The sequence below is a fragment of the Bacillus sp. TE8-1 genome, from assembly GCF_008368855.1.
GTDB classification, from domain to species: domain Bacteria; phylum Bacillota; class Bacilli; order Bacillales; family Bacillaceae_G; genus Bacillus_A; species Bacillus_A cereus.
Window position 1 is genome coordinate 104173 of sequence record NZ_QPET01000001.1, and the last position, 26230, is coordinate 130402.

Consider the following 26230-nt stretch of genomic DNA (forward strand, 5'->3'; position numbering starts at 1 on the left):
TCTTCTTCGTTTTCGTCATCGTCGTCCTCGTCATCGTCGTTTTCGTCTTCTTCGTCCTCGTCTTCTTCGTTTTCGTCTTCGTCTTCTTCGTCCTCGTCTTCTTCGTTTTCGTCTTCGTCTTCTTCGTCCTCGTCTTCGTCGTCCGTAAAAGTAACTTCTGTTTCATCAAAATATTGAATTTCAACCTCTACACCATTATGCGTGCCTGATTGTATTACTTCAGCTAGAGCTTTTAGAACTTCTTGTAAATCATCGCCAGGATTAACACTAAAGCCATTCTCAACATCTAGTTTTATTTTTGCTCTTTTCACATCAGCCATTTACCTAACTCCTTTCATATAGATTTATATATACTATGTTGAAAGAGTATAAAAAGATTAATATATTTGCGGAAGTTTCATTAATCGTTCTCCCTAGCTTTATTTACCCATTTTGATACCCATGGACCTTTTAATGGATGATCCGGAGTAATAATAGTGACTTTTATTTTTGGCTTTTCTATTTGCGTTAAAACGACTTCATTTAATTCCTCACTTTGTTCTTCCAGCTCTATTACATCTTGAATCTCTTTATCTTGTATTTTATCAATCATTGTAGTTTTTGGTGGTGACTTCTCTTCTAAATCTAGCAATCCGATTTTCGGTAACTCCTCTAATTCCACTTCCTTAATAATCGCTAAGCTCTCTAGCACAGAGGACTCATTTAGTACAATATTTTTTTGCTGCTCATACTCTGCCAATTCCCATCCCATTGGCCCTGGTGGAGAAAACACAAATTTCTCTAAATCTAAAATAGGGATTACTATTTCTTCTTGTTCTGAACTCATTTTATTTCCCCCCACTATTGCACTTGATTTCGTGATAAATATCAGAGAAATTTTGTAAAAATTCTTCCTTAGAGTCTTCAAGTGCAATGATATTTTGCAGTGCCCAAATATACTTTTCGTCAGACCAAGAACGCTTTTGTCCTAAATAGTATTTATGTGCAATTGAACAGAATAAGTGAGGAAACGATAAATCAGTCCAAAGAACACGAAATTGTTTTTCTGAAAAAGAATTTTCTGAATTATATGCACTCAACATATGAATAGCTAAATTAGTATCCCAAACTGACATTTTTTTCATTACTTTATTTAAGATAATACGTAGGTCCCTCACTGGTAAATCACTTGTAATAGAATGTAACTCTTTCATAAACATAGCATCATCTATTTCTGTAAATCTCGCTAAGGTAAAATCTTGCTGACAAAAACTATTAGATGCAATAACTTCTTTTGTCCATTGGTCATAATATGGATCATTTAGTTCTTGTAATGCTCTCTTTCCACGTTCTAACATTTTATCAACATACTCTAAAAACATAGTTGAAAATACATCATTTGGAAAGGAAAGCGCAATTCTTTTGTTCCCTTCTAATTCTTGTAATTTCCATCTGTATAATTTATGCCACTTCCCTAATCGACTCCGAATTTTACTTTCTTCCATAGGAATATATCCTTCCGATGCTCGATGGAATTTACCTGCATATATTAGTACCTTCTCTAATTGTTCTTTATTATAATAAATGACTTCTTTCCCTTGATGCTTATCATATAGTACATACGCATACTCATTAGATCCAATACAAAAACCCCCTCTTTTTGTTTTATGAATTTTTGTAATTGGCAACCCATTTTGAAGAAGATGTAAATGTGCTCCAGCAATAAATAGCATCCTTTTTGGGTGCATTTGTGCTTGTTTTAATATTTTTAATCCTTCTTCTGTTTCAACTTCCCACATTGTTCTCCCACTTCTGCTTGATTGTAAATAAATATTACTTATTTCAAATGGATAAAAGCTAAGGACCTTTTTTAAATGTTCACTCTCTAATCGAGTTGTTTCTTCCACCTTTAATCGCCCCCTCCTTAAAATTTATAAAATTTCCCCATACACTTTCATTAAATCCTTAGCAACTCGGTTCCAATTAAATTCTTTTTCTACCTTAGTACGTCCATATTTCCCTAACTGTTTTCTTTTATTTTCGTTATTTAAAAGATTAATTATTTTTTCTGCATATGCATCAGGGTTTTCAAAATCATTGACAATATATCCATTTTTCCCTTCTTCAATTACTTCAGGATTGCCACCTCGATTACTCGTAATTATTGGTAAACCTGCTGCCATTGCTTCGTAATGTACCCTAGCAAGAGGCTCTTGCCACTGTGAAGAGCAAACAAAAATATCTGACATAGCATAAAGTGTTGAAATATCCTTTGGCTTAACAAATTTAATAAAGACTACATGTTCTGGAAACATCGCACCCAAGGTATATAAGTGTTTTACATAATTATTTACATTGTTATCCCCAAACCATTTTGAACCAATAAAAACCATTACAATGTCTGGATTCTCCTCAATTATTTTAGGAAGAGCTTGTAGCAAAATATGAGGACCTTTTACTTTACTTAAGCGTCCAACAAATAAAACTATTTTTTTATTTTGTAAATTCAACTGTTTTTGCACATGATTTTTAACTTTTGTACCGTTCACGGTCCACGAAGGATAATACTCGTTTACATCTACACCAGAATATACTGTTCTTGTCTTTGCCTTTGCAGCTTGAAATCGCGAGGTAATTGTTCTTCCTATATAATCACTAACTGTTACAATTTTTGAAACAGCTGCAATACATGCTTTTCCCTCTTTATCACTTATCTTTTCATATGCAAACATTTCATTATGCACACTTAACACGAATTTCGTCTGTGGTGCTGCCTTACGTAAAATGGTAATCCAATTTGGACGATTGCATAAATGAACCACATCATATTTTTCCTGTTTCAGATGTTTAATAACATAATCGAGATATTCCTCTTCTGGAAACCTTATATACCTTACACCTTTGTTTTTTTCTTCTGGTTTCAAATTTGGATCTGTTATAGAAATAACTGTCACATTTTTCCCATTTGAAGCAATAATGGAAGCAACAGAATCTATATAAATTTGAATAGCTCCACCTCGTACAGCTGGTACAGGTAGCTTTTCAGTCGAAATTATTGCTATTTTCATTAAAACGCCTCCCTGTTTCATAAAAATACAACTTCTTCATATGTTACGAAAAAAACTTTGTGTTTGTGATTTTTAAGCCATTTTTTCATCCTTTATTATGAAATTTAGTCAATAGTACTTTTTCTTCTTAAAGGCAAATGGCTAGAACAAAAATGGTCATGTACCATACAGTAATAAGAAAGCATAAAAGGATGGTGATATATGTGGAGAATAACAATGAAGAAGCGGTATATACATTATCGCCCGAAGAGGAACAAAAATTGGTTGAATTGGCAGGGACAATGATTCAACATTGGGATATTCAAGCGACTACAATCGAATTAATACAAGGTGGACAACTGGCCTTAGTATGGAAAATTCATACTGCAGATGGACCATTTTGTTTAAAGAGGATTCATCGCCCCGAAAAAAAAGCTCTATTTTCCATTCACGCGCAAGATTATCTAGCCAACAAAGGCATGCGTGTTCCGAGCATAATCCCAAGCAAAATGAATCAGTTGTATACAAAGCACGGTCCATTTTTATTTGTTGTTTATGATTGGATTGAGGGAAGACCATTTGAACTTACAATGCAAGAAGATCTTGAAATGATTATGAAAGGGTTAGCAGATTTCCATGTAGCCTCTATTGGCTATAAGCCTCCTCCAGGCATACCTATATTTACAAAACTAGGACGTTGGCCCAATCATTACATTAAAAGGTTTCAACAGATGGAGATTTGGAAAACTTTAGCCGCAACTATGCCAGATGACTCATTTTCACAGCTATACTTGGCTGAAAGTGATGCGTTTATTTTAGAAGCAAAACAAACGCACCAAAGACTATTGGAATCTGAATATACTAAATGGACTGAAGAATTACAAACATCCCCCAATTTATGTCATCAAGATTATGGAACAGGAAATTCCTTATTAGATCTAAGTAATCAAATTTGGGTAATTGATTTAGATACAGTTTCTTACGATCTACCTATTCGAGACTTGCGTAAAATGATTATTCCTCTATTAGATACAACTGGTGTTTGGAATGAAAACCAATTTCAAATTATGATTAACGCATATGAGTCAGTTTCTCCTTTAACACCTGAGCAGAAGAAAATTATGTTCATTGATATGTTATTTCCATACGAATTGTATGATGTAATTCGCGAAAGATATGTTAGAAAGTCGCCTTTACTTGCTGATGAACTTGCTGGAGCTATGGAATATGAAAGAATTAAGTCAAAAGCTTTAAATATATTAATAGAGGAATTTTAATACGCAATACTAAAATTCCTAGTTTAAAAATTACCATTATTATTAATAAATATAATAGTTTTATTTTTATAGTAACATAGAACTTATATAGATGATTCTGGTACAAAAAGAGAATAAAACGCATAGATTCTTAACGGAATTGTATCTTATACTGCAAGTCCAAATAATTAATGGATAAATTCTTTCTGATTTTGGACAGACTGATTCCATAATTCACCTGTTCTTTTTAACCATATGTATGGCTTCTACTCTATAAAGAATGAATATAGATGTGTCAAAATATTTTAACCCTAGCATAAAGTGCTAATCTTGTTCTACTATTTTAATCAAGTGCTTTTGTTGTCTAATTCGCATACCACTAGGTATGCTTTTTTCTTTTTTCAACCATTCAATTGCAATAGATCAAGATGGAATTGATGATCAGTTTAGTTATTAGTTATATGGCCATTGAATCAGAATCAACGAAAGAATTAAAAGAACTTCAGGAAGAAATTATTCATGCTCAAACATATATTCAAAAACGAAAATTTGAAGAAACACAGAGATAAAACCTTGTGTTTTTGCTTGATCGTCTATGTCGCCAATCTGTTATAAATTAAATTAGATTTAATTTGTTCATTTTTTAGCATAACCCACACAATGAACAAATGATCTGGCTTCACATCCTATAACCTTCCCCGTACATTACCTCTTACAATTTCAATAACCATATATTTACCAGTTGATGGTTGTAATATCTATAAGGGGACACGTCACACGTCCATCAAGCTAAGGTTTCGAAGTACACCTAAACGGAAATTTTCTTTCTCTACAGGTATTTACTTTGAAAAGTCACCTCTTTTTTTCGTTTTAGAGCGTTTATTTTTCTTAAGTTAATGGGCATGTGCGGTATCCCAAAGATAAAATTAAGAATAGCAATTAAATAGGTTGGTTATAGTATTGATTGTGGAGGTGAGAAAGATGAACAAAAAACAACAAGGTTATAATAAGGCAACTTCTGGGGCGAGCATCCAAAGCACAAATGCTAGCTATGATACAGAATTCGCAACTGAAACTAATGTACAAGCAGTAAAACAAGAGAATGCACAATCAGAGGCAAAGAAAGCACAAGCTTCAGGTGCACAAAGTGCAAATGCTAGTTATGGTACAGAATTTGCAACTGAAACGGACGTGCATGCAGTTAAAAAACAAAATGCACAATCAGCTGCAAAAAAATCACAATCTTTTAGTTCTAAACAATAATGAATGAAGGAAAACACTTCTCTATCTTAAGAGAAGTGTTTTCTAGGGCTGTGGAGAAAGTCTTCTCCACAGCCTATTTTTGTGTCTGAACAAATACATAATATATCACTAGCAACTTTAGATGATGAGTTTGCCACAGTTTTAAAAACTGAAGAATTCATTAAAAAATTGTAGTTAGTTGAAACAATACAATCTTAAGGTGTTTGTTTTAATTTTATATGATATACACAGTTAGAAATACTCTCTTACGCCCATCAAAATAAAACGAAAAAAAGCTATTTTTGTGGAATATACAGAAAAAATAGCTTTTTTCATTTTAGGGGAATTTTGTTTTTTAGCTTAATAGGATTCATGTTTTTTCAACTCTAAGGTCACCGTAGATGCTAAACGTTGCCTTCGAAATTCTTCACATATTCTAATAATGTTTGATATTGTTGATCAAGGGCATACTCATCTGTTCCAATTGGTGATTTAAAAAAGAGTGAAAGATGTTCCATTATTCCTACTTTCCTCTCTCTAAGTGCATGATCCATAAAACGGGACAAATCAATTATTAGAGGCGCAGCTAAAATCGAATCAATACCTAGCCAATTAATTTTCATTGTCATTCGTTCTCCTAACCAACCTTCAAAGTCAATCGTATCCCAGGCCTCTTTCCTATCTCCTCGGACAAGAAAGTAATCAATTCTTACTTTATGATCAAAATGACTGTACCCCAATATTTGTTCTAGCCCAATGGATTTCGAATCAATTTTTGTTGAAGAATGTGTTGGGTGTTCCAAAACTGCACCATCTTGATTTCCTAAGATGTTCGTACTATACCACCCGACAATATTCAATCCACGTTGTTTAAACATTTTTCCTAAAACATGTTTATATAAAGTCTGACCTGTTCTTCCATCTTTTCCTGCCGTCGGAACATCCTGCAGTTCTGCTAATTCCTGTAATGCTGGTATCTCAGTCGTCACACTCGGCGTAAAATTTACATATGCACATTTTGATTTCATTGCCGCATATGCATACAGCATACCTGGTCGAATATCAGGTGAATTTTCCCTTAACCCAGTCTCAAATGCTTTTAATGACTGGTATAAAGAATGACTTTTTGTCTTTTCTTCTGTTGAAGCCGTATTTACCACAACAATTCTCTCAAGATTATATTTTTTTCTAAATTCTTCAATGTCTTCCTGAATTTGATTCACTGCGCTCATTAAATTCTCAGGCTCTCCTGTCAGACTATAGACCCCTTTTACAAAATCATTTACATTAGCCAGTGGAGCTTGCCAAATAGGAACATCATTGAGTTGCATTTCAATTTTCTTTAAAATAGATACTTGAATGATACCATATTTTTGTATTACTTCTATCAATGAATCCTTTTGTATATCCCACCCACCAAAAGCAATCTGATCGAGTGGAGTTAGCTGTAGCGTCTCAAATTCCTTCTCTGAAGAAATAACGCCCCTTAGTGGAGCAAGATTTTGATTTACGGCAAAAAGTCCGGAAATCGTTGTTGTTGCAACTGCGCCTAGTACTCCAACAAATAACACACCCATCTGATATGTCATTTTTTCACCACTCCTCATTTCCCACAAGTTTTAGCAACAAGTCATGGACTTCGGTCGCTTCTAATGTATCTGGAAGTTCAAAATCTCTCCCTGTTACTACAAGTGACACATAATCTCCTTTGTCCTTTGCTGGTAAACCGTGAGATCCTTTGATTCGCTCCGGTTCTAGTGGTATTTGGAATGTTTTTGGGTTTACAAACAGCTCAACCGGATCATAGCCAGGCTTCCTATGAATATCTACATTGTATGCAAATTCTGGTGCCTGTTCATCGTTCAACCACCAGTAATAAACAAACCAACTGTCAGGTTCTGCAATTGCAATTAACTGCCCCGAAAGCTCGTGATTAATCTTATGAATCCGTTTCTCTTCTTCTCCCCATACCTCGGCTATACCTGGTGTTCTTTCGAGAATTTCTTTAACTACCCCAATATCACGTGAGTCCTGAATATACACATGAGCCAATTGATGATCTGCTAAAGCAAAGGCTTTCGACATCTCCAAATCGAGAAAATCCATATTTTCGACATGCTTGATAGCCACGTATCCCTCTTTATTCAACGTTTGATTGATAAATATAGGTCTATTAACTGTCTTAAAGTTGTATTCTGATAAAATAACTAGCCGTGTTTGCTCCTTCAAGTTGCGCTCTTCCAATTGCTCGACAAAGTTTCCAATTAAACTGTCAATTTCTTTAATGGATTTCTTCGCAGCTTCACTTTCAGGCCCAAACCTTTGTGCGTTATAATCTATATTGGGTAGATATACAAGTGATAATCTTGGTTTATATTCTTCTAAAACATCTATTGCTGCATCTAATATCCATTCACTGGATTTAACTGAAGAGAGCGGACCCCAGAAGCTCTTCAAATCGAACTCCCCATATTTCCCCCTCAATTTTTCATATAGCCTCCTCGGCTTTGAATCACACCACATGATTGTTTTTTTATCGAGATGAATTGGGGCAGGAGTAACTACATAGTCTGCCGTGCTCAACTTACTGAACTGCCAAAACAACACTGCTGTTTCAGCTGTCAAAATTACAGTAAATTGAAAAAATGTTAATTTTTTATCTAGATAAATACTTTCTCAATATTATCCAATAAAACAAGATTGAGAAGGGTAGTTCTTCAGAGAACTAATGATTTTCTACCTAAAATTTGTCTTAACGTAACATTCATTTTTTTTGATATGGTGATTCCATCGCAATTAGACTAAGGTTTTAAACTATCGCAAAAGAAAAACCAATGATTAAATTTTAAACCTAGTCATTACCTCATCCATTGCATCTTGATTTACACCTATATAACGTAACGTGACCTTCTCTGACAAGTGATTAAATATCTCCATGAGCAATGCTATGTTTTTCGTTTGCATGTACATGTGATACCCGTACGTTTTTCTCAACGTATGTGTTCCTATTTCATCTAATCCAAACTCCGCCGCTGCTCCGCTTAATATCTTATATGCCATACTACGACCAATTGGACGATTCCTACCTTGTCTACTTTGTAATAAATACTCATTATCTTCCCCTTCTTCGATAAACCATTTAAGCTCTCTTTTCAGTGCTGTAGTAATTTGTATTCGTTTCTGTTTCCCTGTTTTCTTTTCTCTCATAGATATATGACTACCTTTGACATCTCCTACTTTCAATTTCAAAATGTCCGAGATTCTCAGTCCTGTATTGATTCCCATAATGAAGAGAATGTAATTACGTAAGCTCTTTTCCTTAAAATAATCTTTTAGCTGCTGTATTTGATCTGGATCACGTATTGGCTGAACAAAATTCATTATTCATTACCTCCAGTTTCTTCAGTTTCATAAACTTCTAATCTAAGAGCAAAAGCAAGTTTATAAAATACTCTAGCCTTAACACGTCGATAAGTACGCTCGCTCATGCCGATTTCGTTATATACCATATAATCACATACATCTTCATCTTCTAAATAACGCTTAATGATGATGTCTCTTTGATCCCTTCCTACACGCCCATTACCCAAACAACTAAGAAACTGGTCAATACGAAATGATGTTTGCTTAATCCATTCTTCTCTTTTACTTTGTTGAATATTAGCCATCGCTACATCTTCTAATGGCTTTCCTACATCATTTGTAGGTCCGTGATATTTAATTTCATAAGAAGGAGTAACTTTCATTTCTTCACGCATCATTCCAAACTGTCTATATAAACGTACATTTTCGAGAACACCTTCTAATTTTTCTGCGTTGCTACTCTATCGATTTTTGGTAAGAAAGATAATTGTTTAGTCATGTAAGACCACTTCTTATTATTTTTAAATTACTTTTGTCTTAATGCTCCACGTCTTCGTTCATAACAAGGTCTATGTATCCCCATTAAATCCTCAATTTCACGAGTCCTTAATTTCTCTTTTTGTTTTGTCTTATTTTTCTTCTTTCCTTGATTTGATTGCTTTTTCCATTCACGTAGCTGATCCTTTAACACCTTCATTCCCCCATCTCCCTTTTCAAAATAAAAAGGACACCTATTCCTAAAACAGCTTTCATTGCTGCTTTAATGAATTGGTGTCCTCTAGTTTTCTAGCCGGACGATATTCAAATGTTATTTTAAATATCCCAATAGTCACTATTAACATCATTAGCATATTTGCTGATTCCTCCTTGAATAAATCCCTAAACCTTGTCCATACTATAAATACACTTGAGTTCTGAACTTCCTTCTTAATGCTTTTCTGGAGAGCAGTTAGCTTTTGCTAGCTGCTCTTTTTACGTTTTAAGTGAATAAAATTCTAAACATTGTCTAACACTGTAGACAAGACTTTAAAAAGTCGATTTCTCCCATTCTAGCTTTCTTGGTCGAGAGCCGAGCGGTTAGCAAAAGCTAACTGCTCTTTTTTTAATTAAAGGTTTTCTATAACATAATTTATCTGTTTTATGATTAAACTTTCATGATTCTATCTATACTAAACTTGGGCATTATAGCTCAAAAAATCTTTCATTCACTTGGCGGACAGTTTATTTAATAAATTGTCTGCCTAAGCCATTTAATAATTCTGCTTTATATTAAAATGAAAGTTTTATTAAGATCATTGTTATTTCCACATAATACTTTTAATTCTGCTTATACTATAGCTGTAACTTAAAGTTACATATCATTTACTTGTAGGGCCTAGTTTCTTTTGTACAACAGGTAGTTAGCTCATTAAGCTAGCTACTTTGTTGTGAAAAAGAAAGTTTTTATTTAGTTTACTTTCCTGCATAACATTTTCAAATCTGTTTATACTATAATTGTAACTTGTGGTTACAATTTGCGTATCCATGTGGAATAGTATTTACAGCAGGCAGTTAGCTACTTTAGCTAGCTGCTTTGTTGTGCCAAATAGCGTTTTTTTTTCAAATTAACGACCATATAATTGGACACATTTACCAGTATTTTTACCAAAAAATTCATGATATGGTTAATTAGTCGAATACGTCATTACTTGGCACTTACCCTTAGAAGCCCCGTCGACAATCGGGGTTTCTTTTATTAATATATATTTGTCAAAATAGTTAGTTGAGTGTTAAAATATGATGAATTCTCCTTAGGGAGTTTTCATGTAATTAAACAAGAGTTTACAAGTTCTCGAATCTTAGCCCCTTGGAGCGCCCTTCAAGGGGCTGAACTAATTAAAATAACGATTTTACAAAAAACGCACTTATATTAAAAACCTACATAAAATAATCATGACCTACTCAGAATTAGTCATTGAGCACCTTTTATGGTGTTCTTTCTTTGTTACTTAATAAGAATTTTATTAAATAACTGAATAAAATTAAACATTCCGTCAATAATAACCACAATACAATCTGCTTCTTACCCAGGTTGTATCAAATGGAGCAGTTAATGCAAATGACTGCTCTATTTTATTTTCATTACATAAACTTGATATTTTTGTCCATACTATACAAAACTCACGAAATATTTATGCTCCTTAAATTCGTGGATATAATGTTCTTATAGCAGTTAGCCTGTGCTAGCTGCTCTTTTGTATTTAGTTAAAAATAAGTTTTAGGTCTTATTCCTGTTCTACATCATATACTTTTAACCTAAACATCCAGCTCAAAGTGTTACCTCCTATCTTAAAGAGCACTTATGCATGGTGCTCTTTTTTATTTTCTTTCATTTCCGCATAACATTTTCAACCCTGTTCATACTATTTTTGTAACTTAAAGTTACAAACTATTTCTGTAAGCGCAACGTTTCTTTTGTACAACAAGCAGTTAGTTTTATTAACTAGCTGCTTTGTTGTGCAAAAGAAAGATCTGCACATGTATTAAGAACATGCATAAAATATCATGTGGTATTCTTTTTCAATTTTAGTTTTGGTCATGGAGCGCCTTAAAAAGCGCTCTTTATATTTGCAAATAACCATTTCGTTCAAACATACACACGATTTATATAAACTAAGCATATATTTACATAGACAAGACATAGCTTTTACTTTACATGCACAATTTTTGTGCATGTATTTTGTTTAATACAATAACTATACCAACCTAAACATGGTAAAATTCAAATAAGGTAGGTGAATATAATGAGTGGATTTGTAGTTTGCACACTTGTTGGTCTAATCATTGTAATAATAGGTTATCTGATTCATATTAAAAAACAATTATTTCTTATTGCTGGATACCAAGATGCTACTTTTATTGGTGATAAAAATAAACTAGCTAAATTATTCGGCATATTTGCTTACATAGTAGGAATTGCTACTTTTTTACTACCTTTCGGACTTGAATTTTTCGGTGACATAAGTGGCAAAATCTATGCAGCCTGTGTTGTTGCAGGTACAGTTTTTGTTTTGGTTAGAAAACAAATGATTAATAAACCTTTTTAAAAAGAGTCTTAATATGGCTCTTTTTTTATTGATAAAACTAATTCAAATAACTATTTTATTATGTTTCCTAACTCACAGTAATGACCTAAAAAAAACATTCATATATATTTATCAGATGCACTTTGAAATCCCAGAGTATCTAATACTTTTAAGAGTTAACTGAACAATAATATTCGACCTCTCTTTAAAAAATTATTAAAAATAACTTAGATACAAAAAAGCTACGTTTTATATAGGATAAAAAATCATCTTACGTAAAGGAGCTTGATTATTTGTGAATTACCAAAATGATAACAACTCCAAACCTTGCAATTGTCCATCCCCCACGTCTAACAGTTTAAATGTTGTTCAAACTACTCCAACAATAGTTTCTGTAAATTCTGCGATTCCACTAGATACCGTGGTAAATTCTAATGGAACGGCAATCTCATTCACACCACCAACAACTGTTTTACTTGAAGGTGGAAGAACCTATTTAGCAATCTATGAAGTGCAAGTTATTATTCAACCAGGGGGTAGTTCGGCAGGTATCACTATGTATCTGAATAATAATGCACTCATTGGCTCAGGTACTTCTCTAGGGTATACTGCAGGATTTACTTCTGTATCAGCACCCGCAATTTTCACTACCCCTCCAGGTTTACCAAGTACACTTACTGTTAATGTAGGACCGTATTCTAGTCCATTAAATACGTTGGGCTTAACTCTTGCTGTTGTAGCATTAACATAGTAAAATCTAATACTTTCCAAAATAAATTTCTTTGTCCTTTAACTGCCGTTTGGAGTTAACCTCTAAGAACTCACTATAACTACATATAGAAAAAGAATATTATCTCGATCGATAGTACTGGGTGACTCGGCTAACACAATTCCTGAGTCACCTATTTTTCTAAAATAATGCTTTTATGAAATTTCATTGTCAAATTCCTCACTTGTCCATTTCTCCGACCTCCTTTTTTAATAAAATAGCGTTTTTATTTAACATCAATGTATCTAATTTAATAATTGCACTTAAATCCTAATATATAAGCCGTTTCTAGTATTTAAATACGTCATAGAATACAATATAGGACAAGCTTTCTCCTAATCTAGTCCTAATAAAATTGAGAAGGAGGTGAATACCAATAGCTATCATACCTCCATTTATGGCTTCCAGAAGATTTACTTCTACACTAGGTGCGGGTAAGCTACAGGTGCCGCTTTTGCAATTGCTGCTACAGCTTGCTTAAATGATGCTGGTGTTGCTGCTACAGCATTCCCAAAATTTACGTATTATAATTTCTACCTAAACGGTGTACTTCAGCCAGGCGGAGAATCAAGTGTTACTACTGGCCCAACTGGAGCGATTACAATTCCAGGTGGCGATACATTTGATCCTGCAATCCCAGTTACTATTGAATTTATCGTAACTTAGTTATATTCAATTATTTCACAATTAATTACTGTAACCATATACTAGTATAGAATGATAGAAATTTATACTCACGCTTGAAAAGGACACTGTTTTATCCTTAGTTATCCTTGTTACCCACTTATTTATCGGTCAATATCAATGGTTAATTAAAGAGATGACTTCACTAATTATAAATTTTTAATAAACTAGTAAAAAAATAATAAAATATAACAAGAATATGTTAAATAGCTCTTAATCTACTTGTAATGGATTATTTTTAATTTTGCCCCTATTGTATTACCTTGTTGAATAAAAACTCTTATAAAGGAATCTGAAAGGTCGTTTTTAAGCTATAAAAATTAATTTTTGGATTACATGCAAATAAAAAGAAAAAAGTTCCATTTTATGGACCCTTTTTCCTTTTGTTTTTTAATCTTAGTGTATTCTGTATTGTCCTGTTAATTGCTCTTCAGCCATTCGAACTAAACGCTTTGTAATTTCTCCACCGACAGAGCCATTTGCACGTGATGATGTATCAGGTCCTAGTGTGACTCCTAATTCACGGGCAATTTCATACTTCATTTGCTCAATAGCACTTGCTGCAGCAGAAATAAGAATTTCATTTGTATTACTTTCTTGTCTTTGAATATTCATAATTGCACCTCCACTATATTTGTATATAACATGTGCTTAAATATTATATTTATACGTAAGTAGACTATTTTTTTCTAGTATTTTTAGGAGAATTCTTTTTCGTTCTCTCTTTCCCGTATTCAACTAACTGAATTGGAAAAACATCTGAATCCTGGATTCCTAACACATTCATTTCTTCTCTAAATGAACGCCAGGACTCTACCTTTATTGATTTTTCTTAGCCATTTCTTAATGTGTATGTGTAGATTATTATTATCCCTCCTGAAATGTTAAATAATCTACATTGCACTTCAGTATAACAATAAAACCGCCTGTAAAGACGGTTTCTCTTTGCGTTATTTTTTTATGGATCTACGTTTTCTTATTTTCTCTTTAATATATTTTATGTTACGTATGCCTAGACGGATTGAAGCGAAGAAAAGGTAAATCATTATAACGATGTAGATTACTAACCAACTCGTATAAATAAAGGTACCTTGAAATCCATTTTCGGTAAGCCAGTGAGTCACCCATATTCCACCAAAGTAAGCTGGGATTGTCAGCAAGCTTACATCTTTAGGATCCGCAAGATAAATCATTAAAAATAAAAAAGCAAGTGCCCCTATTGTACTAACATTTTCAAGAATCATTTTCAAAAACCACCTGCTCTATAATTTATATTATATCAATAATTCGCTATCTTACTCCCATATTGTCCTTGTATTATTGATTACTGCTTCTTCTTTCTGCTGTCATATAACGACTTCCCTACCAAGATGAGAAATATAATAAAAATAGTTATATAAGGATTATCAAAAACTAGGAAATATACGCTAACTGCAAATATAAATGCTAAAATTAAATATCCCAATTCCCCCACCTCTTCACCCAAAAATATACTCATACTTTTAATTCTTATTTAAGCTTTTAAAGCCTGTTTTCCTACTTTAAACAGGCTCTTTTATTTTCATAAACCTCCAAATTAAACAGTAAGACTCCCATCCCCAAAATAGGCAGGAGCAAAGAAATTAGGTGGGAGAACACCTAATTTTAAAAGTTCAATTTAATCATTGGGGGAGGAGCCCCTCTCACTGACAGAGCCAATTGCATGTGCTGATATATCTATTCCAAGTGTAACTCCTAATTTTCTTACTGTCACTAAATTTAACTACATAATTACTAAACCCTCTTCCTCATTATTTTTTATGTGAATCATAACCATATTAATTATATAAAAAATATATAATTAAATAGGATTTTTATATCGAAATTTCACACTAGCATATCCGCAAATGAAGTCCCCACATTATTCTTTCGTTTCATATGCTTCTCTAAATAGATTTTTGTTGTTTGGATATTTTCGTGACCTAGTGTTTGCATTAAATGATATAGATCCGCATTTCCTTGTTCAACCGCCATGATTGCAAATGCATGACGAAATGTATGTGCCGTTACAGGATTTTCACGATACTTTAGAAAATCTAAATTTGTCTTTTTTATCATATCTGTTACCTGATTTGATAACGTTTTTGGATTATAAAAATTTCCTCTTTGATTTACGAATAAAGGAAATTCATCTCCTTGATCCAATATAGTTTGGAATCCTCTTCTCCGTCTCATTTCGCTTATACATTGGAATAAATGCTCAGGAATGAAAAGTTCACGTGCTTTATCTCCTTTTCCTGTGACTTTTAACCAATACTTTCCGTCATAATGTAAGTCTTTTACTCTCGCGGTGCACAATTCTTGAATTCTTGCACCAGTACTTGCTAGAGCTAGTAAAATTGTATAGTTCACTAAATGCCCTTGTTCTTTATAAAACCCTAAAATTTTCATTACTTCATCATAGGATAGGTCCCGATTTGGTCGATCCTGTTCATTTACATTAGCGCGCTGTAGTTCCTCATGAAGAGGCTTCTCGATATATGAAAAAACATGAAGATGTTTTAGAAAAGAACGAATGAGCACTGTTTTCTTCGCAAGAGTTGCGACCGCGTACGTGTCCCCGTTCCTACCGTTCTCTACCTGCTTCAACCAAGCATTATATTTACGAATATGCCAAGGCTGTAATGTTTTTAATAAAGATTCATTTTGCTGTACCTCTTCCCCTTTCAATTCGAATGCTTCTGCATGCTGCACCATGCACTGACAAAACGATAAGATTTCAGAAACATAACTCTTTTTCGTATCCTCTTTTCTATTCTTCTTCTCATCCATATCTTTTTGTAAATGTATGAAATGATAAATGACTTCTAAATCACTTAAATACGTATATTTATTCTTTCCCTCTTTTTCTGCAACCTCCATCTTCTCTTCCATCTTATCTACATAACGACTATCATGCAGGAATGGAACCATATCTCTTATATTTTCTATATATGTATCTATATCTTCACTTTGATTCATTGTTATAGGTAAGTTCTCTTTTTCATTTTGTTTATCCATATTTCGAATCCACCTCTTCTATTGAAGATTATGAATGTAACTCTCTTTATAATCCTTACTTACCATTTTATTTTACTTCTATTCATTATACAAATGATAATTCATTTTCTTTCTGTAAGAATACTATATTCTTCTCTATTTACTTATACTTATATTTTTTTATAATTTATTAGAAAGTAGATATCTTTTAATCATTTGCTATTTAACAGTAAAATTATTTTTATAATAAAATAAAATATAAAAACCCATTAAAATATAAAAAGAATTATAAGTATTTTTAAATCATAAATATGTATAAGGACTTTAATGAATTCTAGTTCTTGTTTTAAATATATATCATATTCTGATATGATATATACATATCTAAAATACTAGCAAACGATAGTTAAGGAGGTGTCCTTTCATGACACAAGATTTATTGTTCATTACAAAACCTACTGTAACGACAAAAGAGGCAGCCGGCTTATTAGGAGTAACGGTACAAACAATTTTACAAAAAGAAAAAGATGGATTAATAGAATGTGTATATAAAGATAACTGGAAGCAATTCGGTAGTAAGATTTTTTATTTAGAGGATATTGAACGTTTAAAAAATATTGAAGAGGTTCAAGGATATAGTACAAGAGAAGCAGCTGAAATTCTCAATGTAGCACCATCTACAGTTTTTACCTATATCAAATCTGGTAAATTACCTGCTTCAAAGATTGAAAAACGTGGAAAAGAAGTATATATCATTGATAAAGATGATCTTGAAACTTTTCAACTTACTTATGAAAAAACTACATCAAAAGAGCGAAAAACATTCATTACTAAGATTCAAGAAGAAGAAATTTATCTTTATCAATTATTAACACACCAACATACCGGAAAAACAGCTAGGGTAATAGAGATCAATGGAGCAGACGGCAAGATTCTTACAGAAGACGAAGAAATATTCTCTCTATCCACTTATAAGGAACGTGATTACGCCTTTGAGCCTTTCCATAAACAAGCGGTAATTACGAAACGAGGGTATTTATCTTTTTCATTTAAAAAACCTCAGCTATTCCATTCCATAACCTATAATCTAATAAATTTATTTTATAAAGAACTAGGTGTCACAAATATGCGATTGAGTATTTCATCTGATACTATCAAATTAGAAATTAAACCTTTCGTATTACAAGTTGATCCATTGCAGTTTCAAGAGGAGATTAAATACTTACATTCTCATATGAAATCCGGCACGATCCTTCCACATGTAGAAGGTATTTACTTTAAAAGTAATGTAGAGTCATTAACTTTTCATGCAAATCATGAATTCAAGCAAAAAATAGTGCAAATGGCAGCGGACGCAAGTATGGGGCAGGAAGAATTCTTATTGCAAGCTGTAAAATCTTATATAAGAAATTTAGAACAACAGTAAATATTTATAAATAATAAGAAGGGTAGAAAATAAATCTTTCTACCTTTTTTAGATTTATAAATTTTAACTTAATATCAATGTGTTATGCTCCCCCTAGTAGAGATAGAATTTCAGCATTCAAGAGTTCGTTAAATCTAAGTTTAACGAAATGTTAAGTGGTGTGGTGTAAGTAAACTCCCCTCCTATTGTACAAGTGTACAAAGACATGAAAATGGATACTTTTTAGACAAGAAAGTGGATACTTTTTTATAAAGGAATTGCTTTAGTTATATATACGTACATTTTTACCATGATTTTCAATAGCAAATCTATTAATTAAAAGAGACCTTTATTTCTGTACAGCTGCGTATAACAATACTTTCTAAAATAAAAATACAACACCATTTAATAGTGATGTATTTTTATTAATGATAAGAGACTAGTGTTTTGTAATCTAATTTTACTAGTAAATATTGATTCAAAGCTTGCCCCTTTTAATTTTTAAAAAGCTGGTTAGTCTATTATCTATTTCTTTTATAAGATTCTCCATATAATTAAAACGATCATTTAGAATATAAAATTCAATATTGGCTCCTCCTTTTAATAAATGGATGATATTTATTTTTTCTATTGCTAAGTTATTCACATTACATTATCTTAATTAACCATTAAAATATGTAAGCCTCGTTAAAAAAGAGACCTTTATATACAAGGCTAGTTTCTTCATAAATTAATGTGCTTTGATAATTTATTTATATAAAATGAACGGAGTAAGAAAAAGAAAATCATTTCAACTATACCGAAAAAACAGAGTACAATGCCTAACTCTTTTAATAAAGGGAAATCTGATTGACTTTGCAAAAATTTAATAGCAAATATAGTATGGATTGCTGCAATAACGTAAGGCACAAAAAATAAAATAGCCAATTGAATCGTTGCAGAACGAAACATTTCTGAATCTGTTAATCCAATTTTTATAATTGTAATATATTTCATTTCCTCATGTGTTAAATCAGTATACATTCTGAAATACAAAACACTAGCTGCCCCTATAAAGAAAATAACTCCTAAAAATGTGCCGATAAAGAAAGCGGAAGTTTTATCTTGTTTACTTACATGCAATGCATCACTAGCTGTATATATACTAAATGGGATATTCTGATTTCCTTCCCTAGATTGTAAAAACTTCTCACTATCTTGATTAATTACTTTTAACATCTTTGTTGTAGGAATAAGGCTAGATTCCCAATTATCAACAAAATAATTATAAATCGTTGCTGTCTCTAGATGAGGAATCATCGTATCAAATATAATATCTTTCATGACCACAACTTCTTGGAATGGTTCTATTGCTTTTGGTAAAAAAGACTTTATAGAAAATCTTGTATTGTTGGAATCCAAGGTAATAAAATCTTGTTTTACAAAAGGATTTGTCAATACATTCGACAAAAATGACGACGTAATAATAACTTCTGTATTAGCTAGTTTGATCTCCTGTCTATGCAATAACTTAGACAAAGCATTGTAATTACTTTCTTTCATAATTGTGATTTCTCTATCAAAAATTTTATCCTTTAAAACCATAGACTTGTACTTTTTATATTGAAATTGGTGATGCTTTAGCTCTTTTTCAATAGTAGTAATATGTTTATTCTCTATGGGATTGTTTTCATAAGATATATACGTAAAAGGTATTGGATAATCTTTTATAATACCTGACTTTGTGTAATTATTCATTGCAAACAATGCCGTAATAATGGTAAATGCACATGCGGTTAACATGGTAACAATAAAAAGCATATTAATATTACCTCTTGTTCGAGTTGCTAAGTCAGAAATCCACAACATATTGCTTCGTTTCATATAAAATTTACGACTCTTTTTTAGTAATCGAATACACCAAAAAGCAACTTGCGAAAATAGTAGGTAAGTTCCAATTGCTACAAGAGGAATTATTGAAATAATAATATAAACCGTATACGTATTTGCGATACTATCTTGTTTCATGTACCAATCCGTGTTTCCAGCAATATAATAACTGCCCCCTAAACATGCTAAACAACAAAACAATAAAAGAACGGAAGGTTTTTTCTCTTCTTTTTTTAGGTGATTTCCTTCCATAAGACGTTTTGTCTTACGATTGCGAATAAATATAGGTGTCAGCGTAGAAACGATGATAAATAAAATGATAAATATTACTGTCGTTACTAGGCATGCTTTTATTGGCCAATATAAATAAAGATCTTTCGCACCTGTTAATTTTGAGGTTATTAATAGAAAAAAATAAAAAAAGACCAATCCTACTTGAATGCCTGTGAAAATAGATAATATACCAATAAACATATTCTCAATAAACAAAAGCTGCTTTAATTGCTTATTTGAAATACCAAGTATAGATAATATACCAAACTGTTTTTTACGAACTTTAAAAAACGTATTGATGGAATACAGTAAAAATAAAAAGGAAAAAACGATAATAATAATTTGAGCACTTTTACTCATATTTATAAGAGCCTGATGTTCTTCTAATTCTTTTACCTTTTGCAGTTGTGGATGGAATACATATACAGCAAATGAAAAAAAGACTGCAATGGAAAATGTGCTACTCAAAAAATAAGCAAAATAAGCGTGAGAATTACGTACAACATTTTTTAAAGCAAATTGCCAAAATTTCATCATTCTTCCCTCCTTCTTTCGTTAGCTTTGTATATTTAGTCATATCTATTCATTCCAACTTACTTTCAAACGATAGCCTAATCCATTTATTGCTTCAATTGCATTTTGAATACCAATTGCACTAAATTTCTTACGAAGACGTGTAATATTTACATTGAGCGTATTTTCTTCAATAAAGCTTTTTTCATCCCAAATTGCTGATAATAATTCTTCACGTCTAGTTGTTCTGGGATACTTAGATAATAGTATCTCTGCCAAAATCGCTTCTTTCTTTGTCAAATGAACCTGTTCTTGTTCAAAATGAAGTTCTGGTCTTTCGGTATAAACCTTTAAACCATAGACTTCTACAACCCGCTCTGTAACATTTGACGCATATTCTCCATAATTACGACGTAATTGCCCTTTTAGTTTTGCCATTACCACATCATAATGAAATGGTTTTGTCATATAATCATCCGCACCGCTTTCAAACGCCATAATTTGTTCCATTTCACCTGCGCGAGCAGAAATAAAAATAACGGGACATGTAGACTCATGACGAATTTGACGACACCAGTGGAATCCATCGAATTTAGGTAAATTTACATCCAATAAAACAATGTGTGGTCTCACTTCATAAAATGACTCCATTACATTATCTAAATCATCTACTACCACTACTTCATAACCGTATTTTTGAATATGAGATTGCAATAAAGATGCGATATTTGAATCATCTTCTATAATTAAAACTTTATACATGTAAAGCATCCTCCATTTTTCTTTCTGTTTTAGAATTATTAGACAAAATAAGAGAACATAAAATAATATTATGTTCCCTGATTTCTTATTCATAACGTAAACATTCAATAGGTTCTAGCTTTGCTGCTTTATTCGCTGGAAGTAAACCAAATATAATTCCTATTAACATAGAAAAACCTACCGTAGTAAGACCTAAGCTTACTGAAATAATAAGTGGCCACTCTGCAAAAATTGCAATCAGCCATGCAAAGAAAACACCAAGTATAAACCCAATAAATCCACCTAAAGATGTTAAGATACAAGACTCAATTAAAAATTGAATTAATATTTTCCCTCTTGTTGCACCAAGTGCTTTACGAATACCAATTTCACGCGTACGTTCTGTTACGGATACGAGCATAATATTCATCACACCGATACCGCCTACTATTAAGGAGATTCCAGCAACACCAGCGAGAACCATAATTATCATATTTGTTCCATCATCTACATCTTCCATATAGTCATCCTTACCACCGGTTGTAAATCCGTGTTCAAATTTAGGTGATTTAATTTCATTTAAACGTGATACTGCTTGTTTCCCCACAGTTTCTCGCTCATCTGCAGAAGTTAATTTTACTTTTACTCGATCATATTCGCTTACTCCTGTAATAAAAGAAATATTTTCAAGGGATGTATATCCTGCAGGATCTGAAGGTACATATTTATCCTCACCTTTATAAACCCCAACAACTTTATATGGTTTTCCTTTTAAATCAACGTATAAACCCTCTTCCCAGTCATCAAATATTTTTGTAAAAGCTTTTTCATTTAAGATAACAGAAGGAGTTGCTTGACTTAGTTCATGAGTATTTAACTGACGACCATAAAGGATTGTGAGTTTATTATCTTCCATAAAATTACCTGTTCCACCATTTAAATTAAGAGAAGTATCTTTTTTTCCAGAATAGGCCTTTATTTCTGTACTTGCCTGTGGATACACATCTTTTACTCCTTGTATGGATTGTAATTGCTTAATCATCTCAGGTGAGATCTTTGCGTTATCTGTACCAAAATCAGGATTTTCATAAAAAATTGTGATTTCATCCTCTTTTGCTTTTTCTAACTGAGATTTAAACTTAACAGTTGATCCATCTCCCATTGAAATAATTGTGATAATAGCACTAATTCCAATAATAATTCCGAGCATAGTTAAAATGGAGCGCATTTTATGCGCAAAAATAGAAGATATGGCCATACGTATATTTTCCCTCGTATTCAAAATCAACCTCTCCAATCTTGGACGATATTTCCATCACGAATCACTATCTGGCGCGCTGCTGCTTCTCCAATTTCACGATCATGAGTAATCACAATTATTGTTGCGCCTTGTTTATTTAATTCGTAAAAGAGATCCATAATTTGTTTACTTGTTTTTGTATCAAGTGCACCAGTTGGCTCATCCGCCAAAATAAATTTCGGATTATTTACAATTGCTCGAGCGACAGCGACACGTTGCTTTTGTCCACCTGATAGTTCATTTGGAAGGTGGTTTGAACGTTCAGCAAGACCTACTTTCGTAAGTGCTGCTAATGCACGTTCACGTCGGTCCCTCTTATCTATTCCAGCATAAATAAGCGGTAATTCTACATTTTGTAATGCTGTTAAACGAGGAAGTAGCATGAAATTTTGGAAGACGAATCCAATTTCTTTATTCCGAATATATGCAAGTTTCGTATCAGACATGCTTGAAATATTTTGACCAGCTAATGAATAGGTGCCCGTTGTTGGTTTATCTAAACAGCCAATAATATTCATGAGTGTTGATTTACCAGAACCAGACGGTCCCATAATCGAAGTAAATTCACCTTGATTTAGTGTTACATCAATACCATGTAAGATTTGAACCGTTTCTTCACCATTTTGAAAGGATTTCGTGATGCCTTTTAAATCGATCATTGAGCGGAAACCTCCATACCATCTGTAACGTCTTTCTCAGGCTTAGAAATAATTTGGTCATCTTTTTTTATACCAGAAACCTTCGCCTCATTATCTGTTTCAAACTCAATATTTACAGGTTGTTCCTTTGCTTTCCCATCTTTCACGATAAATACAACGTTTTTATCACCTTTCTTGACGATGCTACTTTTCGGAACAACTGTACCATTTGCCTCACCTGTTTTACTTATGACATATACATGAAAACCTGTTTGTAATTCTTCAGAGTTATTTAATGTAACAACGAACGGATAGTTAGAGATTGTTTTGTTTTCATCCATAGTCTTTACTGGTGTTGTTCCAATTTCTGTTACTGTTCCTGTCCATATTTTCCCTTGTACTGTTTTGGACGTAATAGAAATTTCTTGTCCAACTTTCATTTGAGAAAGTTCGTATTCTGATAACTGACCTTTTACTTTTAATGGACCAGCTGTGCGAATCGTAATACCACTCATCCCTGTTTTCTCGTCTGTTCCCTTACTAATTTCTTCAATCACACCATCAACAGGGCTTGTGACAGTTAGTGCATTAACTTTTTCCTTATTTGCTTGTATTAATTGGTTTGCTTTTTCGATTTCAAACTTCTTCATTTCAAGTTGTGTTTCATGTCCTTGAATTTCTTGTTCAGCTGCTTGTAGCATCGTTTTTTCTACACCAGCATTTTTATCTTTTTGCAGCTTTTGTTTTGCTGTATCAATTTGCTTTTGTAACAATGCAACTTCTTTTTCAGCTAACTTCTTTTGCATGTCTGCTTCACTTTTTTCTAGTTTTATAGACGGATCATCATATTTAAATAGTAATTTTCCTTTTTTGACTTCCTCACCTTTTTTAACAGAAAGCTCATAATTGCCTTTTGAAGGATCAAACGCAATCGTTTCAATCCCATTTGGAATGACTTCACCGCCAAATTTCTGCGCATTCTCAATTTTTTTCTCAGTTATTTTATAAGTATCATACGCCATAGCTACTTCAGAACTATCACTAGTAAAAGTAAAATATGATCCTACCCCAATACCTATTGTCACTACACTGATAAGCAATAATTTCTTTTTCATCTCGTTCTCACCTTTTCTTGATATTTTACATTTGTTGTTCTTCATTTTTTAAACTAACCAATTCTTATAAAAGAAGACGATTTTTAGTATATCTGCAGTTTCTTAATAAATACTCAGAGGATTTCTTAAGTTTTTCTTAATAAAGTTTGAACTAAAAAAACTAGTAAAACAGTTTAGGCATGCGAAAAGATCCAAACCTTTATTTAGTTTGGATCTTTTCAAAATGTATGGAATTATTAATCAAGTTCGCACTCGATTTTTTCTATCTTTCTCTAATTTGAAAGCGGAGTATACATAAATAGGTGCTTTATGTATACTCCGCTTTTTTTTAATAAAGTGAAATTTTATTTAGTTGAACCAATCAAGAGTTTTATTGCCCGTTAAAGCGGGGTAAAATATTTCTTTTATATAGATTATGTTATATTTTGTAGTGTTATATAAATATCATTATTTAAAGAGCCTAGGTTAAGGTTATTTTGTATATTAGAAAGTAATATAACGTAAATGGTCCCATTTCTACTAAAGCTATTTAAAAGATTCCATCCCGGCATAACGCCATGAGCAGAATAACTATTCTCAGCATACCAACCATAACCATAGTCTTTTTTAACGGGCGTAAACATTTCAGTAAAACTTTCTTTGGAAATTATTTTGTTTGTATATAGGGCTTGATCGAATAAATATAAATCATGTGCAGTAGTATAAATATCTCCAGACCCGAAAAGCTGGGACATATGGGGTAATGATGGAGTTTTTATTGTACCTTCTGTTATTTTATATCCAGTGGAAGGATATTTTTCATGGATGAATTTTTCTCCAAACCCTGAATGTTTCATACCAGCAGCATTGAATATGTTTTCTTGGATATATATTTCTGAATTTTGTCCACTTACTTTCTCTAAGATATATGCAAGAATAGCATAATTTGAATCTGAATATTCCCATTTAGAACCAGGGGTAAAGAGTAACTTTTGTTTGCCTATCTTTTTTATAAGTTCATCATGTGAAATTTTCTCTTCTCCCTCATCATGTTCTGGAATTCCGGAAGTATGCGTAAGTAGATGCTTTAATGTAATTTCTCCTCCTCTTGGAAAATCTGGGATAAACTTATTTATTTTATCTTCAACTTGCAGTTTTTGTTGGTCTTTCAATTGCATAATAGCGGTTGCTACTACTCCTTTTGTTAGGGAACCAAGATAATAAGATGTTTCGGAATTAGTATGTATTTGTTGTTCTTGGTTTGCTAATCCATACCCTTTATTTATAAGGATATTCCCATTTTTCACTACTACTGCCGTCCCGTTAAAGTGTTTATTTTTTAATAACTCATCTAGCTCATTGTTATTAGTAACCTCTTGTGGTGGTACCTCAAAAGTTTCTATATCTTTTGTAGTGGGTTTTTCTAATGAATTTCTCATTTCTTGTTTACCTAACTTTTCTTCCATAGCACCTTGATCTTTTAAGAAAAATTTTGTATAGAAAAAGATAACGAGAAAAATCAACAGAATTATAATGCATATAGTTAAAATTATTTTGCCCGTGTATTTCATAACAGTATCTCCAATAACTAAATAATAATTTATTTCACATCTGATCTTTTATATTCATCTGAAGAATTTCAAACAAAAATATCATTTAGACATATTTTTATAATTAAATGTCTAAATGATATTTTTCTTTTTATTTAAGTTATTCCACATATATAAAAGTCTGTGTAGTAATTAAACTAAATTTAAAATATGTACAAGATTGTGTGGGAAAGGAAGTACATATAATTTACTATCATTATTTTTAACCCATTAATTAGTTGGTAGTAATCTTCTATAAAAACAGATAGGAATTTTAATAATGTATATTGACATTAAACTTAGTTTTTTTACTACACACACTTATATACACATGGAAAAATCCTTTTATTTTGTAATTTAACAACTCCTATAACCATATTAATTT

The 26230-nt window shown here is 32.3% G+C and carries 22 protein-coding genes and 4 pseudogenes; 7 read left to right on the top strand and 19 right to left on the bottom strand.

Annotated features, from left to right (window positions below):
• From DN404_RS30815 to DN404_RS00540, 4 genes and pseudogenes are all read right to left on the bottom strand, one after another.
• Positions 1–320, bottom strand: a pseudogene (locus DN404_RS30815) (hypothetical protein); the annotation flags it as partial.
• Between the two features lie 80 nt (positions 321–400).
• The gene (locus tag DN404_RS00530) at positions 401–826 is read right to left on the bottom strand and encodes a hypothetical protein (RefSeq protein WP_149214557.1); all 426 of its coding nucleotides are present in this window, start codon (positions 824–826) and stop codon (positions 401–403) included.
• A 1-nt stretch (position 827) separates the two neighbouring features.
• Positions 828–1886, bottom strand: a complete 1059-nt coding sequence (cotS, locus tag DN404_RS00535) for a spore coat putative kinase CotS (protein ID WP_065705582.1) — start codon at positions 1884–1886, stop codon at positions 828–830.
• 24 nt (positions 1887–1910) lie between these two features.
• Entirely contained in the window at positions 1911–3047 is a 1137-nt protein-coding gene (locus DN404_RS00540; RefSeq protein ID WP_149214558.1) for a glycosyltransferase family 4 protein, read from the bottom strand.
• 152 nt (positions 3048–3199) lie between these two features.
• Between DN404_RS00540 and DN404_RS00545 the strand changes: the two genes are divergently transcribed.
• On the top strand, positions 3200–4303 hold the full coding sequence (locus DN404_RS00545) for a CotS family spore coat protein (RefSeq protein ID WP_149214660.1): 1104 nt from the start codon (positions 3200–3202) through the stop codon (positions 4301–4303).
• Between the two features lie 167 nt (positions 4304–4470).
• On the opposite strand, the pseudogene DN404_RS30820 reads toward DN404_RS00545, so the two are convergent.
• A pseudogene (locus tag DN404_RS30820) lies at positions 4471–4702 on the bottom strand (IS6 family transposase); the annotation flags it as partial.
• Positions 4703–4719: 17 nt separating this feature from the next.
• Here DN404_RS30820 and DN404_RS30825 point away from each other — a divergent pair.
• The gene (locus DN404_RS30825; protein WP_255444842.1) at positions 4720–4851 is read left to right on the top strand and encodes a hypothetical protein; all 132 of its coding nucleotides are present in this window, start codon (positions 4720–4722) and stop codon (positions 4849–4851) included.
• A gap of 412 nt (positions 4852–5263) precedes the next feature.
• Entirely contained in the window at positions 5264–5545 is a 282-nt protein-coding gene (locus tag DN404_RS00555; protein ID WP_149214559.1) for a gamma-type small acid-soluble spore protein, read from the top strand.
• A gap of 383 nt (positions 5546–5928) precedes the next feature.
• On the opposite strand, the gene DN404_RS00560 is transcribed toward DN404_RS00555, so the two are convergent.
• The 5 genes and pseudogenes from DN404_RS00560 to DN404_RS30375 form a co-directional block, all read right to left on the bottom strand.
• Positions 5929–7113: an inositol-3-phosphate synthase gene (locus DN404_RS00560; RefSeq protein ID WP_149214560.1), complete on the bottom strand. Its 1185-nt coding sequence runs from the start codon at positions 7111–7113 to the stop codon at positions 5929–5931.
• A gap of 4 nt (positions 7114–7117) precedes the next feature.
• Positions 7118–8131, bottom strand: coding sequence for an alkaline phosphatase family protein (locus DN404_RS00565; protein WP_255444843.1), 1014 nt, complete (start codon positions 8129–8131; stop codon positions 7118–7120).
• A gap of 231 nt (positions 8132–8362) precedes the next feature.
• Positions 8363–8905: a site-specific integrase gene (locus DN404_RS00570; RefSeq protein WP_149214561.1), complete on the bottom strand. Its 543-nt coding sequence runs from the start codon at positions 8903–8905 to the stop codon at positions 8363–8365.
• Positions 8905–9386, bottom strand: a pseudogene (locus DN404_RS00575) (ArpU family phage packaging/lysis transcriptional regulator). Before DN404_RS00575 ends, DN404_RS00570 begins: the two are co-directional and overlap by 1 nt.
• Before the next feature lie 27 nt (positions 9387–9413).
• Positions 9414–9584 carry a hypothetical protein gene (locus DN404_RS30375; RefSeq protein ID WP_179951842.1) on the bottom strand — a complete coding sequence of 57 codons (171 nt, stop codon included), beginning with the start codon at positions 9582–9584 and terminating at the stop codon, positions 9414–9416.
• A gap of 2086 nt (positions 9585–11670) precedes the next feature.
• On the opposite strand from DN404_RS30375, the gene DN404_RS00580 reads away from it, so the two are divergent.
• The 3 genes and pseudogenes from DN404_RS00580 (at position 11671) to DN404_RS00590 (ending at position 13387) form a co-directional block, all read left to right on the top strand.
• On the top strand, positions 11671–11973 hold the full coding sequence (locus tag DN404_RS00580; protein ID WP_149214562.1) for a DUF3784 domain-containing protein: 303 nt from the start codon (positions 11671–11673) through the stop codon (positions 11971–11973).
• Between the two features lie 274 nt (positions 11974–12247).
• Entirely contained in the window at positions 12248–12703 is a 456-nt protein-coding gene (locus DN404_RS00585; RefSeq protein ID WP_149214563.1) for a hypothetical protein, read from the top strand.
• A gap of 394 nt (positions 12704–13097) precedes the next feature.
• A pseudogene (locus tag DN404_RS00590) lies at positions 13098–13387 on the top strand (DUF4183 domain-containing protein).
• A 414-nt stretch (positions 13388–13801) separates the two neighbouring features.
• Here DN404_RS00590 and DN404_RS00600 read toward each other — a convergent pair.
• The 3 genes from DN404_RS00600 to DN404_RS00610 form a co-directional block, all read right to left on the bottom strand.
• On the bottom strand, positions 13802–14020 hold the full coding sequence (locus DN404_RS00600) for an alpha/beta-type small acid-soluble spore protein (RefSeq protein WP_086388992.1): 219 nt from the start codon (positions 14018–14020) through the stop codon (positions 13802–13804).
• Positions 14021–14355: 335 nt separating this feature from the next.
• Positions 14356–14649: a hypothetical protein gene (locus tag DN404_RS00605; protein WP_149214564.1), complete on the bottom strand. Its 294-nt coding sequence runs from the start codon at positions 14647–14649 to the stop codon at positions 14356–14358.
• 622 nt (positions 14650–15271) lie between these two features.
• Entirely contained in the window at positions 15272–16444 is a 1173-nt protein-coding gene (locus DN404_RS00610) for a tyrosine-type recombinase/integrase (RefSeq protein WP_149214565.1), read from the bottom strand.
• 403 nt (positions 16445–16847) lie between these two features.
• On the opposite strand from DN404_RS00610, the gene DN404_RS00615 reads away from it, so the two are divergent.
• Positions 16848–17849 carry a helix-turn-helix domain-containing protein gene (locus DN404_RS00615; RefSeq protein ID WP_149214566.1) on the top strand — a complete coding sequence of 334 codons (1002 nt, stop codon included), beginning with the start codon at positions 16848–16850 and terminating at the stop codon, positions 17847–17849.
• Between the two features lie 702 nt (positions 17850–18551).
• Here DN404_RS00615 and DN404_RS00620 read toward each other — a convergent pair.
• From DN404_RS00620 to DN404_RS00645, 6 genes are all read right to left on the bottom strand, one after another.
• Entirely contained in the window at positions 18552–20504 is a 1953-nt protein-coding gene (locus DN404_RS00620) for an FtsX-like permease family protein (RefSeq protein ID WP_149214567.1), read from the bottom strand.
• A gap of 45 nt (positions 20505–20549) precedes the next feature.
• Positions 20550–21245: a response regulator transcription factor gene (locus DN404_RS00625; RefSeq protein WP_149214568.1), complete on the bottom strand. Its 696-nt coding sequence runs from the start codon at positions 21243–21245 to the stop codon at positions 20550–20552.
• 85 nt (positions 21246–21330) lie between these two features.
• Positions 21331–22506: an ABC transporter permease gene (locus DN404_RS00630; protein WP_149214569.1), complete on the bottom strand. Its 1176-nt coding sequence runs from the start codon at positions 22504–22506 to the stop codon at positions 21331–21333.
• A gap of 2 nt (positions 22507–22508) precedes the next feature.
• Positions 22509–23183, bottom strand: coding sequence for an ABC transporter ATP-binding protein (locus DN404_RS00635; protein WP_149214570.1), 675 nt, complete (start codon positions 23181–23183; stop codon positions 22509–22511).
• Entirely contained in the window at positions 23180–24277 is a 1098-nt protein-coding gene (locus DN404_RS00640) for an efflux RND transporter periplasmic adaptor subunit (RefSeq protein ID WP_255444847.1), read from the bottom strand. The genes DN404_RS00635 and DN404_RS00640 overlap by 4 nt, the downstream gene beginning before the upstream one ends.
• 413 nt (positions 24278–24690) lie before the next feature.
• On the bottom strand, positions 24691–25827 hold the full coding sequence (locus DN404_RS00645) for a serine hydrolase domain-containing protein (protein ID WP_149214572.1): 1137 nt from the start codon (positions 25825–25827) through the stop codon (positions 24691–24693).
• Positions 25828–26230: the final 403 nt, after the last annotated feature.